Source organism: Microbulbifer thermotolerans, assembly GCF_900112305.1.
In the GTDB taxonomy this organism is placed as follows: domain Bacteria; phylum Pseudomonadota; class Gammaproteobacteria; order Pseudomonadales; family Cellvibrionaceae; genus Microbulbifer; species Microbulbifer thermotolerans.
In genome coordinates, this window is the sequence record NZ_FOKT01000008.1 from 157,975 (window position 1) to 172,577 (window position 14,603).

The window sequence follows — 14,603 nt, forward strand, 5'->3', positions numbered from 1 at the left end:
AGGATAGGAGTTTATATGAAGCGTTCAGCGGACTTGGATGATTTCGACCGCAAGATTCTGCGGGCGCTGCAGGAGAACGCCGATTATTCCATGGCGGAACTCGGAGACAAAGTGGGCTTATCCCACACACCCTGCTGGCGCAGAATTAAACGCCTGGAGGCAGAGGGCATTATCCGCGGTCGCGTTACCCTCTTAGACCCCCGAAAACTCGACCTGGGGGTCACAGTATACTGCTATGTCACCATACACAACCACGACGAGGAGTCCCTAAACAACTTCGAGTCAGCGGTGCAGGATGTGCAGGAAGTAGTGGAATGCTATTCCACCAGTGGTGACAAGGATTATGTCCTGCGAGTGGTTGTGGACAGTGTAGAGCACTACGAACAGCTGTTAAAGCGCTCACTGGTGCACCTGCCCAATGTTGCTTCCGTTAACTCCACCTTCGCCCTGAAGCAGGTGAAGTACACCACTCAGCTACCGCTTTGATTCTGCTTGGGGAAAGCGCACTGAGACCGAGGTAAAGGTCCCGCCAGTATCGGCGGGGCCCGGTCCGTGCACAGGCCTTGCCACCTAGATCCGGGCCTCCAGCTCCCTGCATACTTGATCCAGCACTTGCTGCAGACTTCTGCCATCGCAATCAACGGTAATATCCGCATACTTGCGGTACAGCGCCTGCCGCTCGGCGAACAATTCCTCGAACGACTGCCCCGGCGCCTTGGCGATACCGCGCTGTTCATAATTGTGAATACGCCGGCGCAACTCCTCTGCAGAACAATTCAGGAAAATCGCGGGCCCGAACCGCTTCAAGTTGGCCATTCCCTCCTCGCTATACACGGCACTGCCGCCGGTAGCAATCACATGATTTGGCAGATCGGCAGACGCAATCACCTCTCCCTCTATGCGGCGCAGATTCAAATAATCGCTCTCATTAATGATCTCCTGAAGCGTCTTACCCTCCCGCAGCTGGATCAACATGTCGGTATCGACAAAATCCAATGCCAGCTCTTTGGCCAGCAATACTCCCAAAGTACTCTTGCCGGCACCCGGCATACCGATTAATACGATGCTATTGTATTTCTTCATTTGGCTATTCTATTACTTGCCCGGCGGGCAGTCAGTTACTGCTGCAACCATCAATCGCCCCGCCTCGGCAATACCAGCGAGCGCAACCACCCCCAAAGCGAATTGCCATCCAGTAGCATCTTATCCAGCGCATCCATATTGTGAGCCTGGCGGAAGGCGTCAGCGAACAAGGCCTCGCGGGTGATCATTCTCCGGCGGGGATTGAGCTTTTTGATCTCGCGGGCGGGGTTGCCAGCCACCACAGTATTATCGGGCACGTCTTTTGTCACCACGCTACCCGCGCCGACAACCGAATTGTCTCCAATATGAACTCCCTTGCAAATTATTGCACTGTCCCCCACCCAAACGTTATTACCCAGGCTCACGGGTGCCGTACAGCGGAAAGGTCGTGTTCTATTGTACAACCCATGCCAGTCGGAATCGGAAATGTAGACATTGGCAGCAATCATACAGGCGTCGCCAATGGCGATCGATTCAGCTGCGGAAATTCGCACACCGGGGGAAATCAGCACATAATCACCGATTGTGATAAAAGCATCCGCGCCCTTGTGGCCCAATGTAGTCAGGCGGATACAATTGTCCGGCGTGGAAATCAGATGCGGGTAATCTCCCAAACGGATATTCCCACCAAATACGTGCACCGAACCTGGATTCATAATTTCCGGATCCTTCCCCACGGAATCAAATTGCGGCAATAAAAAATACCGCGCACGCCATTTTCGCAACTTATATTGCCAGCGCTTTAACCAGTAGGGCTTATGATCCCTGCGCATCTTAAACTCCTCTGATTAATCCCGGCATATTATGCACGCTCACGGAAAACAACGCGCATTTGGAAACACAATTGCATTTCCTCTCCATGCGGTTTAGTGTGTGCGCCACTGAAAAAAAAGAGCGGTATACCATGTCTCTCAAACTGCCAATAAATATTCACAATATCAAAGGTTTTCTCGCCGCCCGCGAGGGAGAAGCCCTCTATCACTTAGCTGCAGAAGCCAGCAGTCTTGGTCCCAGCCTGGAGGTGGGCAGTTACTGTGGTAAATCCACAATTTATCTCGCCTCAGCGTGCAAACTGACAGACAGGGTACTGTTTGCAGTGGATCACCACCGCGGCTCAGAAGAACATCAACCAGGCGAGGAATACCACGACCCCGATTTGTTCGACAAAAACACGCAGCTCATGGATAGCTTTCGCACCTTCCGCGAAAATATCCGAGCGGCGCACCTCGAAAACTGGGTGGCACCCATCGTTGCGCCTTCCGCGGTAGCTGCGCGCTGCTGGAACACCCCCCTGGGCCTGGTATTTATCGACGGCGGACACTCGCTCGAAGCGGCCATGACAGACTACCGCAGTTGGTCCCGCCACATTGTGCCCGGTGGCTACCTCGCCATTCACGATATATTCCCCGATCCCGCCGACGGCGGACAGGCGCCCTATGAAATCTACAAAATGGCCCTGGCATCAGCACAATTCGAACTGGTGGAGATGGTGGATACTCTCGGAATTCTGCGGAGGATCTGAAGGGCCCCGGATTCGTTCGCACCCGGGCCGCTCCCTACAAAAAGTGTTTCAGACACAGGAGCGGTCCGAAACTATCCACAGTCCTCAGGCGTATTTGCAGAAACTCGCTAGCTCAGCGCCACCAGCGCAGGGTCCTGCAACAGCCGCACAGAAGTAAAAAGTTTACTTGCCGGCGTCAGTCCGGCCAGGGCGTCAGCGGCAAGTAACATGGCACCCACTGTCCAGGTGGTTTTCTCCTCCGGCCAGATGGCCATATCCCGGTAGACATAACCCGTCCAGTAACCGCCATCCCTGTCTTGCCAGCGGTGCAAGCCACGGTAAAGTTTCGCCGCACGACCGCGCTCTCCCACCGCCAGCAGCGCCATGGTCAACTCACAACTCTCTGCCACCGTCACCCAGGGCTCGTCGTTTACACAACGGCAGCCGAGGCCAGCAACCACAAATTCATCCCATTTTTTCTGTAGGCGCGCGCGCGCAGCAGCGCCGGAGAACACACCAGTCAACACCGGATAAAACCAATCCATCGAGAAGCGCGCTTTGCTCTCCCAAGTGCGATCAAAACGCTGTGGCTTCTCTCGTAGGGCAAAACCAAGTGCCCGTCTGGCGTGCATCCAACGGGGGCGGGAACAACCGAGGCGGTGCGCGATATTGAGCGCACACTCCAGACTCTTATAAATGGAGGAACAGCCGGTGATCAACGCGTCCAGCAAAGGGCGTCCATCAGTGTCAACGGCCCAGTGAATTTCTCCGTGCTCCGTCTGCAAGCCGAGTACAAAATCCACCGCGCGCTCAACCACGGGCCAGTAGCGCCGCAAGAATGCTTCGTCGCCACTAATTAAATAATGATGCCAAATACCCGTGGCAATATAGGCAACAAAATTACTTTCCCGCCGTTCGGTGTTGTGTGCCCTACCGTTTTTATAGGCTACCCACCAACTGCCGTCGGGCAACTGGTTGTCCGCCAGCCAGCGGTAGGCCTTTTCCGCCGCGGCAAATTCACCAGCGATACTGAGCCCCATGGCCGCTTCCACATGATCCCATGGGTCCGCATAATGGCCATCGAACCAGGGTATGGCGCCGTCAGTTTGCTGACGTGCCAGAATATATCGAGCACTGTCACGCACAAATCCTGCCGGAAAAAATTCTGTAGGAACAAGGGCGGGCATTGTGAGACCGTTCAAGACCGCCCCTCCACTGCAACAGAAGCACCCGCTCGAGGGTATTCGGCACCAGCCGTTTCACAATCGCGGGGCTTCACAAAATACAAGACAATGCTCTTGCCCAACAGGGGATTCAGTAGCCGCTCCAAGACACGGGTCAGCCGCGGTTTTTGCATCATGTCCCACACCAACAGCTTGTGGTACGCCGCAAGGACTCTGGACTCCGGCTTGTGCCAGAGCAGGCATTTCAGCCACCAATAAGGGGAGTGCAGAGCATGCGCCTTGTGCCGGAAGTAAAGGCGGTGCCCCAGGTCCTCAATACTGCCGCGCAGTACCCGCTCACGAAAAATACGGATATGGCCACCTTCCACCTGATGGTATTCGTCGCTCAGGCGCCAACAGATCCACTCGGGAAAAAATGCGGGCACACTTGCGGAGAAAACGCCCGCAGGCTTCAAAACCCGGTCGATTTCCGCCAGCAACCCGCGGTAATCCTCGATATGCTCCAACACTTCCGAGCAAATCACCACATCAAAGGTATTATCTGCAAAGGGTAACTGCTGCCCGTCGGCGACGCCGAGAAGTAATCGTCCGGGAGGGGTCGCATTTTCAGCAAATGGCCGGGCGCGGTCACAGGCTGTGCGTACATCGGTAAAATTGAGGTCAACCCCGACAACATCCACTGCATCGGAAAGCCATAAGTGAATTGCATGGCGCCCCTCCCCGCACCCTAGATCCAATACTTTCTGCCCCGGCTGTAAGTGCAGTCTTTGCGGCTCCACTGTGATCATCAAGCAGCCTCCACACGACTGTTCCCGGCGGCCCCTCGCTCCCGCAACGGCAGTGATTTAATTTTTTTCTGCCCCAGTATCTCGCGGTAATAATTTACCAAGTGCGCTGCGGCCAAGCGCCAAGAGAACTGCTGCTCTATACGCTGTCGGCCCTTCTCACCAAGCTCCGCGCGGAGTTTGTCGTCAGACAGTAATTTTTTCAGAGCTCGCACCAGCGCCGCGCTGTCTCCGGCAGGCACAATGATGCCCGCATCGCCGACAACTTCCGGCAGCGCGCCGCCATCGCTGGAAATCACCGGCACACCACAGGCCATGGCCTCCCCAGCCGGCAGCCCAAAGCCCTCGTAAAGTGAAGGGCATACCACCACGCTGGCACTCGCGTAGTAGTCCACCATTTGCTGGTTGGAAATACCGGAAACAAAGTGCACCGCATCCTGCAGTCCCAATTGATGCAAGAGCTGTTCGGTAGCGCCCCCCTTCTGCAACCGTCCCACTACCAGCAACTCAAGCTCCGGCTGACTGTGGCGCAACTGAGCCACTGCCTGGAGCAAAAAACGCAGGCCTTTGAGCGGCTGATCCGCTGAAGCGGTGGTCATAATCCGCTGTGTCCTGCGCTGAATCTGGGGTTGGGGCTTGAATACATCGGTATCTATACCGTTGTAGATAAGCCGAATCTGCTCAGGCTGCACACCGAATTGATCGATAATATCCCGCTTAGACTGCTGCGAAACGGTAACTATGTTGCGCAGCTTCCGCGCCACCTTTATTTGCATATTCAGGAAGCTGTGCCAGCGACGCACCAGCAGGCGATAGCGCCAATCGGGCGCTGCCTCCAGCGCCAGCTGGCGGTCGCGGGTAATCGGGTGATGGATAGTGGCGACAACCGGCAAACCGCTCTTTTCTATATTGAGCAGTCCGTAGCAGAGAGATTGGTTATCATGCACTATGTCGTAGCGATGGCCGTGTTGGCGCAGATATTTTGCCGCGCGCCGGCCGAACGTGTAGGGTTCGGCGAAGCCGCCACTCAGCTTGGTCCACCACTCGTAGAAATCTGTCCAGGACAAGAGATGCCGCCAGCGCAGAGCGCGGGTCGGGTTTTCCACCTCAAAGAGGTTCAGGCCCGGCATCTTGATAAGCTTTACACGCGGGTCCAGTTCCGGATAAGGCTGGCCGGAGATCACATCCACCGAGTGGCCGGCCTCTACCAGCGCTTTACTCAGATAGTGAAGGTAGATTCCCTGACCTCCGCAGTACGGGTGACTGCGATATCCCAGCAGGCATATTTTCAGCGGCCGCGTGTCCGCGGCCGGCAGACCGTCTGCACAATTCTCCAAGGCGGTCATGAATTCCCCATTTGCGTTGTTATGGTGCCGATGGCGAGTGCGAAGAATACACTGGTGCAGAAATGACTGCCAGAAGGAAATAATTCACATTAATGGAACACTGCTAATACCGAACAGGCGATTCCTTCACCTTTCAGTCACCTCAGGTGGCGCTCTCCGACCGCCCGGCAAAGTGCGGGTGCCCGCCCGGCCAGCAAAATCACGGCGCCGTCGCGAACCGCAGCTACACAGTGGTAGTGCAGGCCGCCCCGGCTGCCGGAGTGTAAAACGGCGCCTAGAAGCTAAAGCGGTAACCCACCCCCAGATTGATTATCCACGGATCGAAGTCCAGATCACTGCGGATACGTACCGGAAGCACTACCGACTCACCAAATCCAGCCGGCTGAGTCGTGGTATCGTAGCCCAATTCGAGACTGGGGTCGGACTTCACGTACATTGCAGAGAGATTGATCAACCAACCATTGTCGCGGCCAAAGTTAAAATCCACACCTACCTGCGCGGACCAATTGAAGTCGCTGCCGAGACGGAGTACTCCAAATTCTTCCCCAAATGCTCGGAACACCGGTCGGATAAATTCATCCTCGAAATCGACATAACTGACGCCAATACCCACATAAGGCTGTATCAAACATGTCGGGTCCATTGGATACCAATTGGCATACAGGCTGGTCGTATAGCTGTCAAAATCGCTAATTCCCGTAGAAAAATCACCGACAAAAGCCCCCTCACTTCGAGCCGACGAAAAAAGTGACGCATCGTGGCTGCCATCGGCTGCAAAGTACAACTCCAGGCCAAAGTGTTCTATCGGTAACCAGACACCGCTGATATACCAGGTGGTATCGTCGTCCAGGTTCACTCTGGTAAACACGTCTACCGGCACCTCACCGACAACATCACCGGACGGATCCTCCACGAGGAAAGACTGAGTACCCTCGTATACATCCTTATTGTCTGGCTCTATGTAAGCAGCGCCAATGCGCACTAAAACGGTACCGGCGGTGTATATCCCTTGAGGCGGCGCCTGAACCGGGTAACCGGAAGGACCCGCCAGCACCGATGGGGCGGCAAGGCCGGTGAAAACCGCCATTGCCAGTGGGACTAGGAGGGACTTCAATCTCATGGGGCAACTCCTTGTAACGCTCAAAAGCTCCTTTGCCGCCGCTGCGGCTACCTCCAGTATAGGCAGGCTGTTTCCGACTGCAGCCAAGCGCATCAAGTCCCCAGTAAAATTGAGGAAAGAAATACCGTCAAATTTCTGCAGTAAAAAAATGCCCGCCAAGAGGCGGGCCAGCTTTCTCGAACACACTTTCAGGAGGAGAGTCTCAAGCGCGTCACGCGCTTAAACTAGGTATAGCAGAGGATGCTCCACCCTGCCTCGCTTGTCGCTAAAGCCGTTTCCCAGGCTATTGCGGACCGACTCACTAGTCCAACATCTGCAGGGATCCGATGTCCGGGGCCTGCGCAATACACAGCGAAGGCAGCGAATAGCTGAAAGCCACCAATTTCACACCCGGTGCAGGTAGCTCTGATACTCCACGTCTGTAACGCGCGCGCCAATCTCCGCCAGCTCCTGGTGTTTCAACAATAGGAATAGCTCGACAAACCGCGGGTCAAGATATTCCTTCCACAGGGCACTGCGTGCAAAGCGGTCGAGCGCACCGCTCCAGGTATTGATGAGCTGTTCACTCTCCACCTGATAAGCATCGCCCTCGACCGCTTCCGGCGGCTCCAGCTTGTGCTCGAGCCCGTGACAAACAGCGGCGAGAATCGCCGCCAGCACCAGATACGGATTGGTATCGGCACCGGCGATGCGGTGCTCGATACGGCGCGCTTCGGGCTGGCTCGCCGGGACACGCAGTGTGGTCGTGCGGTTGTCGTAACCCCAGCACAGGTTGAGCGGCGCATGCGAACTTTCCTGAAAACGGCGGTATGAGTTGCTGTGCGGCGCAAAGAAGGCCATAGCATCATTGGCGCTGGCCAGCATGCCAGCAACAGCGTGACGCAACAAATCGGACCCCCGCTCACTGCCGTCATCGAAGACATTCTTGCCGCGGCTGTCGACCAAACTCAGGTGCACATGCATACCGTTGCCGGCCTGCCCGCCAAACGGTTTGGCCATGGTGCTGACGCGCAGTCCGTGGCTGCGCGCCACCCCTTTGAGCAGACGCTTGAACAACAGCGTCTGGTCGGCGACCTGCACCGCATCGGCACTGTGCAACAGATTGATCTCAAACTGCCCCGGAGCGCACTCGGAGAGAATTGAATCCGCGGGAATCCCCTGCTCCACACAGGCTGCGCGCACATCGGCGAAGAAATGCCGCTGGGCATCCAGCTCGGACAAATCATAGACATCGGTGGAGGGCACCAAGTCAGCGTCATTGTCACTGACCGGTCGCGGCCGCTCCAAGTGATCTACTTCTTCCCGCAGCAGATAAAATTCCAACTCGGTGGCACACACCGCCGTATATCCCAGCGCCTTCAATTTCTCCACCACCCGCTGCAGCTGGGTGCGTGGATCTGCATAGAGGGGGGAGCCATCCGCCTCATGCAGCTGCATATGCAGCTGTGCCGTCGCCTCCCGGTGCCAGGGTGCCAGGCAGATTGGGGATACCGGGATACAGACCCCGTCGCTGTCGCCACTGGCAAACACCAACGGGCTGTTTTCAATATCCCGCCCCCAGATATCCAGGCTGACCGCACTGCGCGGCATTTGCAGGCCGCCCTTGAGCAGCTTCTCCGCCGACGCCGCGGGCAGCCATTTGCCACGGGGCACGCCGTTGATATCGAACACAAAGCCCTCAATCCATTTCAGCTCGGAGTGTTCATCAAGGAAACGCCGCGATTGCTGCAATAACCCTGTCTGCGGAGCAAGTTCTTTTTCTGTAGACATAAATTGCCTTTTCGGTGTCCCCGATCCCGGGACCATTACGCCAGTGCCTTGGCTGTATCATCCAGTGCCCGGCGGGCTTTTTCCACCAGCTCGTCCACCTGCTCTTTAGTCAGAATCAGCGGCGGAGCAATGATCATAGTATCGCCAGTAGCCCGCATGACCAGACCGTTTTTGATGCTCAGATCCCGGCAGACGCCGCCAGCAGTGCACTTGTCGTCGAAGCGCGCGCGGCTGGACTTGTCCTTGACCAGTTCCAGCGCACCCACCAGACCGAGGCTGCGCGCCTCACCAACAATCGGATGATCCGCCAGTTCCGCCCAGCGCTTGGCCAGATAAGGGGCGGTATTTTCGCGCACGTTTTCAATGATCTTCTCGTTGCGCAGGATATTGATAGTCGCCAAACCGGCTTTACAGGCCGCCGGGTGCGCGGAATAAGTGTAGCCGTGGGTGAACTCTCCGCCCTTGGCTTTGATCACCTCCGCCACACGGTCCCCCACCATGGTGCCGCCGAGCGGGAAATACCCGTTGGTCACCGCCTTGGCGAAAGTCATAAGATCCGGCTGCATGCCATAGTAATCGGCGCCGAACCATTCACCGGTGCGGCCGAAGCCAAAGATCACTTCATCCATTACCAGAAGGATATCGCCGTACTGATCCAGCACCTTCTTTACTTCCGGCCAATAGGTTTCCGGAGGAATAATTACGCCGCCGGCCCCCTGGATGGGCTCGGCAATAAAAGCCGCCACGTTTTCGGGCCCCAGCTCCTGGATTTTTTCATCCAGACAGCGGGCAGCGTAAACGCCAAACTCCTCCGGGGACATATCCCCACCCTCACCAAACCAGTACGGCTGCTGGATGTGCTCAATATAGTCCAGGGCCTGAAACTGCTTGTGCATGCCGCTCATGCCTCCCAGGCTGGCACCGCCGATGGTGGAACCGTGGTAAGCATTTTTGCGTGAAATAACAATTCGCTTCTCGGGCCGCTCCATCAAGTCCCAGTAACGGCGGATAATGCGCAGATTGGTATCGTTCGCCTCACTGCCAGAGCCGGTGAAGAAGACATTATTCATGTGCGCCGGAGCCACTGCCGCCAATGCATCCGCCAGCTCAATAGATGGGACGGTGGTGCACTGGAAGAAGCTGTTGTAGAAAGGCAGGGTATTCAGCTGTTCATAGATGGCATCGGAAATTTCCCTGCGGCTGTAGCCGAGGTTACAGCACCAAAGGCCGGACATGCCATCGAGCATTTTGTGACCATCGATATCGGTGATATAGACCCCCTCGGCACCGGTGATCACCCGGGTGCCCTGCTCACCCAGCTCGTGGAAATCGGTAAAGGGGTGCAGTAAGTGCTCCCGGTCCTGTTGTTGCAGTTCGCTCTTGTTCATTGCTCACTCCTGGCTATCTGGCTGCAACGACCGGCAACGGGCCGGCCTCTATGCGATTCGTCATCAGTCATTCACGGCGGCCAAGTCCAGCCCGGCCCGTTTGTGATCACATTTTAGGGGCGGGTTCGGGCGGAGCGCAAGATCTGCCGGAACCGCACGCACTGGTTCCGCTGTTGGGTAAGAGGCACCGGTGACGGAGATAAAAGCTTTGCAATCAGCAGCTAGGGAGCCTCTGATTAATTCATTTCCTGGTGGCAGAGGTTCTTCGAGGGCGGATGTGAAGCTCAGGTGGTAGGACGGACATTTCGAAACCGTCGGATACAAGGCGGTATCCGACGGAGCTACAGGGAAATACTCGTGCGCTTTCGAAATGTCCGTCCTATTGTCTGAGCGCCCCGGAACCTACCACTAGGTTCACGCGAATTAATCAGAGGTTCCCTAGGGGGATACAAGTGACAAGGGGACACCAGCGCCTTTTCGACAAGCGCATGGCTTGAGCGCCGAGAAACCAACTTCAGCGCCCACAGAGGCCAAGCAGCCCTTTAGACACCACAGTCCAAGGCATCCAGCAACATATGGGTAACCAGACCGATCCCCAGGTAGCGCACCGGCTTCCAGGGCAGAAACATCATGGCACCGTAAAGAGAGATCGGCAGCATCTTGTGTAACGGATGAAAGTTGATACTGCAGCGGTTAGGGTCGTACACGGGACTGGCGAGAAAATGGTCCAAATCGACCAGATTGGCGGCGAGCATGATCAACGCGGCCCTTTTCCAGTCCGTGCGGAAGAAAAACCAGGCAATGCCCACCGGCACAAGAAAGTGCAAGGCAATATGGAGATATGCAAACATCGTTATAAAAGCTCTTCTGCAGAGATGGAGCCAAGCCCCTCCTCGATATCCTGACGGATGGCGGTGCGCACCCGCACGGGGTCACCAGCGGAGATGGCCTCGAGAAGATCCCGGTGCCGGTCGGGCAGTTCCTGCACGCCAAAGCGCCGGAAAACCAGGTGCTGCAGAGGCGCCGTCTGCAGCCACAGACTCTCTATCAAGGACAGGATGATATGCGGTCGACCTAGACGGTACAGGGTGAAGTGGAACTCCAAATTAGCGGTGACATACGCTTCCGTATCTCCATCCGCAAGCGCCGCACTGACCCGGTCGTCCAGACTGCGCAGCCGTTCCAGCTCGTCCGGGCCCACATAGGGCAGTGCCCGCTCCGCGGCCTGGCACTCGAGCGCCACCCGCGCCGCGCAAATCTCGGCCAGCTTTTCCGGGGTCATAGTGGGCACCGTCACCCGCCGCGTGTCCGACAACTCCAGCGCACGCTCGGAGGTAAGGCGGCGCAGCGCCTCGCGTACCGGCATGGGACTGCAGCCGAGCTCCGCGGCCAGCCCGCGAATCGTGACTGGATGGCCAGGCAAAAATTTTCCACGCAGAATAGCCTCCCGCACCTGGTGGTAGACCCACTCCTGGGTGGTACGGAATTCCTCCTGGGACACTCCCAGTTCCCGCGCACCACTCATATGGCTGCCACCTGCGACAGCTTGTGAGGACTTTCATCTCGCCCAACTTCGATCAAGTGATCGGCGACGGCCCCCGTCTGCCAGAGCTCATAGAAGTCATCAGCCACCCGCCTGCCCATATCCACCACGGTATTCCAGTACTTCAACCGTTCATCGGTGCCGAGCTGGTAGAAGTCGTTGCGGTCAGGAATCTTGCCGTAGGGCAAGCGAGCAACGAACGCCGGGGACGGCGCTACCAGTAATGTGTTTTCCATGGCATCCCCCCTGACGCGGCGCCAAGGCAGGCTTTTATCAAACCAACCTGGCACAAGAAAAGGGAAAAAGTGCGGATAAAAGACCAGCCCCTCCGGATGCTCGAAGCGCAGATCGAAGTGATAGTCGGTGATACCGCCATCGCGATAGTTGCCCGCTGGCGCCCCCCGTGGATTTTGCACCCCGGCCATTACCAGCGGAATCGAGCCACTGGCCAATACGGCATCGCAGACATTTTCCTCCGATAGCGCCGCATTGATCGTTCGCAGCTTGTCGAAACGAACACCGGCGGCGCTGCCCGAGTGGAATACCACCCTGTCCCAGAAGCAACTCAAGCTGTCTCTGGACAGGGCGTTTGCCAGCATTGAGGCAAGGAGCGCCGGCGCCAGCAGTGCGCGCCGCTCGCTGGCCAGAAGGCCGCGCCCTCGCACAGTGACAAAGTGGCTGTGCCAGAGGCGGTTTTCCGCGACTTCTCGTGCCCCTCCCCGCCCCAGAACTTCTTTAAGGATCTTCTCAGCGGCAGCGGTGATCTCCGCGGGCGCGGGTTTTGCGGAGGCATAAGTTTGGTTGATATAGCCGTACTCGAGGCGCTCCAGAGCGCCCAGGGAGTCCTCCATCGCATAGCACAGGTTGCGGAAACTGCCTATGGATGAACCAAGAGTTACGATGGGCCGACTGCGCCCCTTGAAAAACTCTCCTATAAGCACCCTGTCAAGCTGACTGATCACCAGCCACTTGGGCCCTCCGGAAGCCCCCACCAGAGTGGAGAACTGCTCCTGGCGCAACCCCTCCGCGCGGATGCGATCCGCTGCCGATTTACCGGCCAGTAATACGCAATTAGATCTTTTCACTGCCTTTCTCTAACCTTGCGGACGGGCACTGCGCCCGCCCCTGCAAGCACTCCTGCCGGTATGCTTACCACTCGCCGGTATTTTCCATGGATGCCCAGGGCTCCTGCGGTTCCAGCGGCTCACCTTTCTGCAACAACTCAATGGAAATGCCGTCCGGGGAACGCACAAACGCCATATGACCGTCCCGCGGCGGACGGTTAATGGTGACACCCTTATCCATCAGCTGCTGACAAGTTGCGTAGATATTATCCACCCGGTAGGCCAAATGGCCAAAATTGCGTCCCCCGGTATAGGTTTCCGGGTCCCAGTTGTATGTGAGTTCAAGGCAGGGCGCCAGCTTCTCCCGCGCAGTTTCCGCATCGCCCGGAGCGGCCAGGAACACCAGCGTAAAGCGGCCCTTTTCGTAATCCTTGCGGCTGACCTCCTGCAACCCCAGTTTGTTGCAATAAAACTCCAAAGACTCATCCAGATCCGAAACTCGCACCATCGTGTGCAGATATTCCACAGTACTACTCCTTCTATCCGTCACCATCTAAAATGCCGGCAACAATTTATTACACTCGGTTTGCCGGCGCCAAAACCAAATGTATCAAAAATACTATCGACAATTTTTACAATCCCAGTGCAGCCGCTTTGAAAACCCGCTGCACATGGCGTGCCACTCCCACCACTACTGGCCGGACGTGACCTTCGAAGCAGCGCAACAGTATTGGCGCGACGCCGCTATGCTGGCCGATGACAAGTGGCGCCTTCTGTTCGAGAAGAAGATCCCGGCCTGGCAAGCTGCGGTGGCGCGCACCCTGCGTTTACCAGCCCCCGACCGGGTCGCTATAGCGCCCAATACCCACGAGTTGGTTTTCCGCTTGATCAGCGCCTTCGATTTGACCAAGCCGCTGCGCATTCTCACCACCGATGGCGAATTCTACAGCTTCGCCCGTCAACTGCAGCGGTTGGAGGAGCTGCCAACGATCGAAGTCACCCGCGTTGCCAAAGAACCCTACGCTACCCTGGCCGCCCGCTTCGAGCGGGAACTCCAGCGTGGTGACTACCAACTGGCCTACGCGAGCTTGGTTTTCTTTGATTCCGGCGTCGAGTTTCCCCAACTGCTCAAGATCGCCGCGCGCAAACCGCAATCCACAGAATTTGTTATCGACGGCTACCACGCTTTTTTCGCCCTGCCCATTGATCTTAGCGAAGCCGCGGACAAGGTCTACTTTACCGCAGGTTCCTACAAATACCTCGGTGCCGGCGAAGGTTTGTGCTTTATGACCATTCCCGCCAACTGCCAACTGCGCCCCTTGAATACCGGCTGGTTCGCCGAATTAACGGAGCTGGAAAACCGCAGTGGCAGAGTCCAGTTTGACGACAACTGGCTGCGTTTTGCCGGCGCCACCATGGATTACTCAGCCCTTTACAAAGGCCTTGCGGTCTTCGAGCTGTTCGAGCGCGAGGGCATCACCGTAGAAAAAATTCATTCCTATGTACTGGCCGCACAGCGGCGCTTTCTCACCGCGATGGACCAAGCCCATCACCCGCTTCTGAACCGGAGCAACCTCATCTGTCACGATCTGGAAAACGGCCACGGCCATTTCTTTGCCTTCGACTGCGGCAGCGGGGAAAAATCGGAACAGCTGCAGCGGGAACTCGAATCCCGCGGGGTACTGTGCGACCGACGCCAGCGGTTACTGCGCCTGGGCTTTGCGATCTATCACGGCGAAGCGGAAGATTACCGGCGGGTATTCGGCTGACGCAACCCGCTCAGTGCCTGTTCAGCTAACGGAGGTTACTGTTCCGCCTT

At 56.9% G+C, this 14,603-nt stretch carries 15 protein-coding genes; 3 read left to right on the plus strand and 12 right to left on the minus strand.

The features are described 5' to 3' along the window. Positions 1-15: 15 nt before the first annotated feature. Entirely contained in the window at positions 16-486 is a 471-nt protein-coding gene (locus BM155_RS13895) for an Lrp/AsnC family transcriptional regulator (RefSeq protein WP_067152837.1), read from the plus strand. Between the two features lie 84 nt (positions 487-570). Here BM155_RS13895 and BM155_RS13900 read toward each other — a convergent pair whose 3' ends face one another. Beyond that, positions 571-1,083 (minus strand): shikimate kinase, encoded by a 513-nt coding sequence (locus BM155_RS13900; protein WP_067152835.1) that lies wholly within the window; start codon positions 1,081-1,083, stop codon positions 571-573. 50 nt (positions 1,084-1,133) lie between these two features. Continuing rightward, a complete protein-coding gene (locus BM155_RS13905) occupies positions 1,134-1,856 on the minus strand; it encodes an acyltransferase (RefSeq protein ID WP_067152833.1) in 723 nt (240 codons plus the stop codon). 131 nt (positions 1,857-1,987) lie between these two features. Here BM155_RS13905 and BM155_RS13910 point away from each other — a divergent pair, with 131 nt between their 5' ends. Continuing rightward, positions 1,988-2,605, plus strand: a complete 618-nt coding sequence (locus BM155_RS13910) for a class I SAM-dependent methyltransferase (protein ID WP_074903853.1) — start codon at positions 1,988-1,990, stop codon at positions 2,603-2,605. 107 nt (positions 2,606-2,712) lie between these two features. Here BM155_RS13910 and BM155_RS13915 read toward each other — a convergent pair whose 3' ends face one another. The 10 genes from BM155_RS13915 to BM155_RS13960 form a co-directional block, all read right to left on the minus strand. Then, positions 2,713-3,771 (minus strand): prenyltransferase/squalene oxidase repeat-containing protein, encoded by a 1,059-nt coding sequence (locus BM155_RS13915; protein ID WP_074903755.1) that lies wholly within the window; start codon positions 3,769-3,771, stop codon positions 2,713-2,715. An 11-nt stretch (positions 3,772-3,782) separates the two neighbouring features. Next, positions 3,783-4,556, minus strand: coding sequence for a class I SAM-dependent methyltransferase (locus BM155_RS13920; protein ID WP_083421208.1), 774 nt, complete (start codon positions 4,554-4,556; stop codon positions 3,783-3,785). Then, positions 4,556-5,899, minus strand: a complete 1,344-nt coding sequence (locus tag BM155_RS13925; protein WP_067152829.1) for a glycosyltransferase family 4 protein — start codon at positions 5,897-5,899, stop codon at positions 4,556-4,558. Before BM155_RS13925 ends, BM155_RS13920 begins: the two co-directional genes overlap by 1 nt. A 274-nt stretch (positions 5,900-6,173) precedes the next feature. Next, on the minus strand, positions 6,174-7,019 hold the full coding sequence (locus BM155_RS13930; RefSeq protein ID WP_175487806.1) for an OmpW/AlkL family protein: 846 nt from the start codon (positions 7,017-7,019) through the stop codon (positions 6,174-6,176). Positions 7,020-7,403: 384 nt separating this feature from the next. Further along, the gene (locus tag BM155_RS13935) at positions 7,404-8,789 is read right to left on the minus strand and encodes a glutamine synthetase family protein (protein WP_067152825.1); all 1,386 of its coding nucleotides are present in this window, start codon (positions 8,787-8,789) and stop codon (positions 7,404-7,406) included. A 35-nt stretch (positions 8,790-8,824) separates the two neighbouring features. Then, the gene (locus BM155_RS13940; protein ID WP_067152823.1) at positions 8,825-10,177 is read right to left on the minus strand and encodes an aspartate aminotransferase family protein; all 1,353 of its coding nucleotides are present in this window, start codon (positions 10,175-10,177) and stop codon (positions 8,825-8,827) included. A 542-nt stretch (positions 10,178-10,719) separates the two neighbouring features. After that, the gene (locus tag BM155_RS13945; protein ID WP_067152820.1) at positions 10,720-11,028 is read right to left on the minus strand and encodes a DUF6122 family protein; all 309 of its coding nucleotides are present in this window, start codon (positions 11,026-11,028) and stop codon (positions 10,720-10,722) included. Positions 11,029-11,030: 2 nt separating this feature from the next. Further along, complete coding sequence (locus tag BM155_RS13950) at positions 11,031-11,702, minus strand: GntR family transcriptional regulator (RefSeq protein WP_067152818.1); 672 nt, start codon at positions 11,700-11,702, stop codon at positions 11,031-11,033. Further along, positions 11,699-12,805 carry a patatin-like phospholipase family protein gene (locus BM155_RS13955; protein WP_074903758.1) on the minus strand — a complete coding sequence of 369 codons (1,107 nt, stop codon included), beginning with the start codon at positions 12,803-12,805 and terminating at the stop codon, positions 11,699-11,701. Before BM155_RS13955 ends, BM155_RS13950 begins: the two co-directional genes overlap by 4 nt. A 64-nt stretch (positions 12,806-12,869) precedes the next feature. Further along, positions 12,870-13,310: a VOC family protein gene (locus BM155_RS13960; protein ID WP_067152814.1), complete on the minus strand. Its 441-nt coding sequence runs from the start codon at positions 13,308-13,310 to the stop codon at positions 12,870-12,872. A 79-nt stretch (positions 13,311-13,389) separates the two neighbouring features. Between BM155_RS13960 and BM155_RS13965 the strand changes: the two genes are divergently transcribed. After that, positions 13,390-14,553 carry a hypothetical protein gene (locus BM155_RS13965; RefSeq protein ID WP_074903760.1) on the plus strand — a complete coding sequence of 388 codons (1,164 nt, stop codon included), beginning with the start codon at positions 13,390-13,392 and terminating at the stop codon, positions 14,551-14,553. Positions 14,554-14,603: the final 50 nt, after the last annotated feature.

Coding starts and splice junctions, on each gene's coding strand:
- BM155_RS13895 (WP_067152837.1), top strand. CDS start 16: ATGAAGCGTTCAGCGGACTTGGATGATTTCGACCGCAAGATTCTGCGG.
- BM155_RS13920 (WP_083421208.1), bottom strand. CDS start 4,556: ATGATCACAGTGGAGCCGCAAAGACTGCACTTACAGCCGGGGCAGAAA.
- BM155_RS13915 (WP_074903755.1), bottom strand. CDS start 3,771: ATGCCCGCCCTTGTTCCTACAGAATTTTTTCCGGCAGGATTTGTGCGT.
- BM155_RS13930 (WP_175487806.1), bottom strand. CDS start 7,019: ATGAGATTGAAGTCCCTCCTAGTCCCACTGGCAATGGCGGTTTTCACC.
- BM155_RS13900 (WP_067152835.1), bottom strand. CDS start 1,083: ATGAAGAAATACAATAGCATCGTATTAATCGGTATGCCGGGTGCCGGC.
- BM155_RS13905 (WP_067152833.1), bottom strand. CDS start 1,856: ATGCGCAGGGATCATAAGCCCTACTGGTTAAAGCGCTGGCAATATAAG.
- BM155_RS13910 (WP_074903853.1), top strand. CDS start 1,988: ATGTCTCTCAAACTGCCAATAAATATTCACAATATCAAAGGTTTTCTC.
- BM155_RS13950 (WP_067152818.1), bottom strand. CDS start 11,702: ATGAGTGGTGCGCGGGAACTGGGAGTGTCCCAGGAGGAATTCCGTACC.
- BM155_RS13925 (WP_067152829.1), bottom strand. CDS start 5,899: ATGACCGCCTTGGAGAATTGTGCAGACGGTCTGCCGGCCGCGGACACG.
- BM155_RS13965 (WP_074903760.1), top strand. CDS start 13,390: ATGTATCAAAAATACTATCGACAATTTTTACAATCCCAGTGCAGCCGC.
- BM155_RS13945 (WP_067152820.1), bottom strand. CDS start 11,028: ATGTTTGCATATCTCCATATTGCCTTGCACTTTCTTGTGCCGGTGGGC.
- BM155_RS13935 (WP_067152825.1), bottom strand. CDS start 8,789: ATGTCTACAGAAAAAGAACTTGCTCCGCAGACAGGGTTATTGCAGCAA.
- BM155_RS13940 (WP_067152823.1), bottom strand. CDS start 10,177: ATGAACAAGAGCGAACTGCAACAACAGGACCGGGAGCACTTACTGCAC.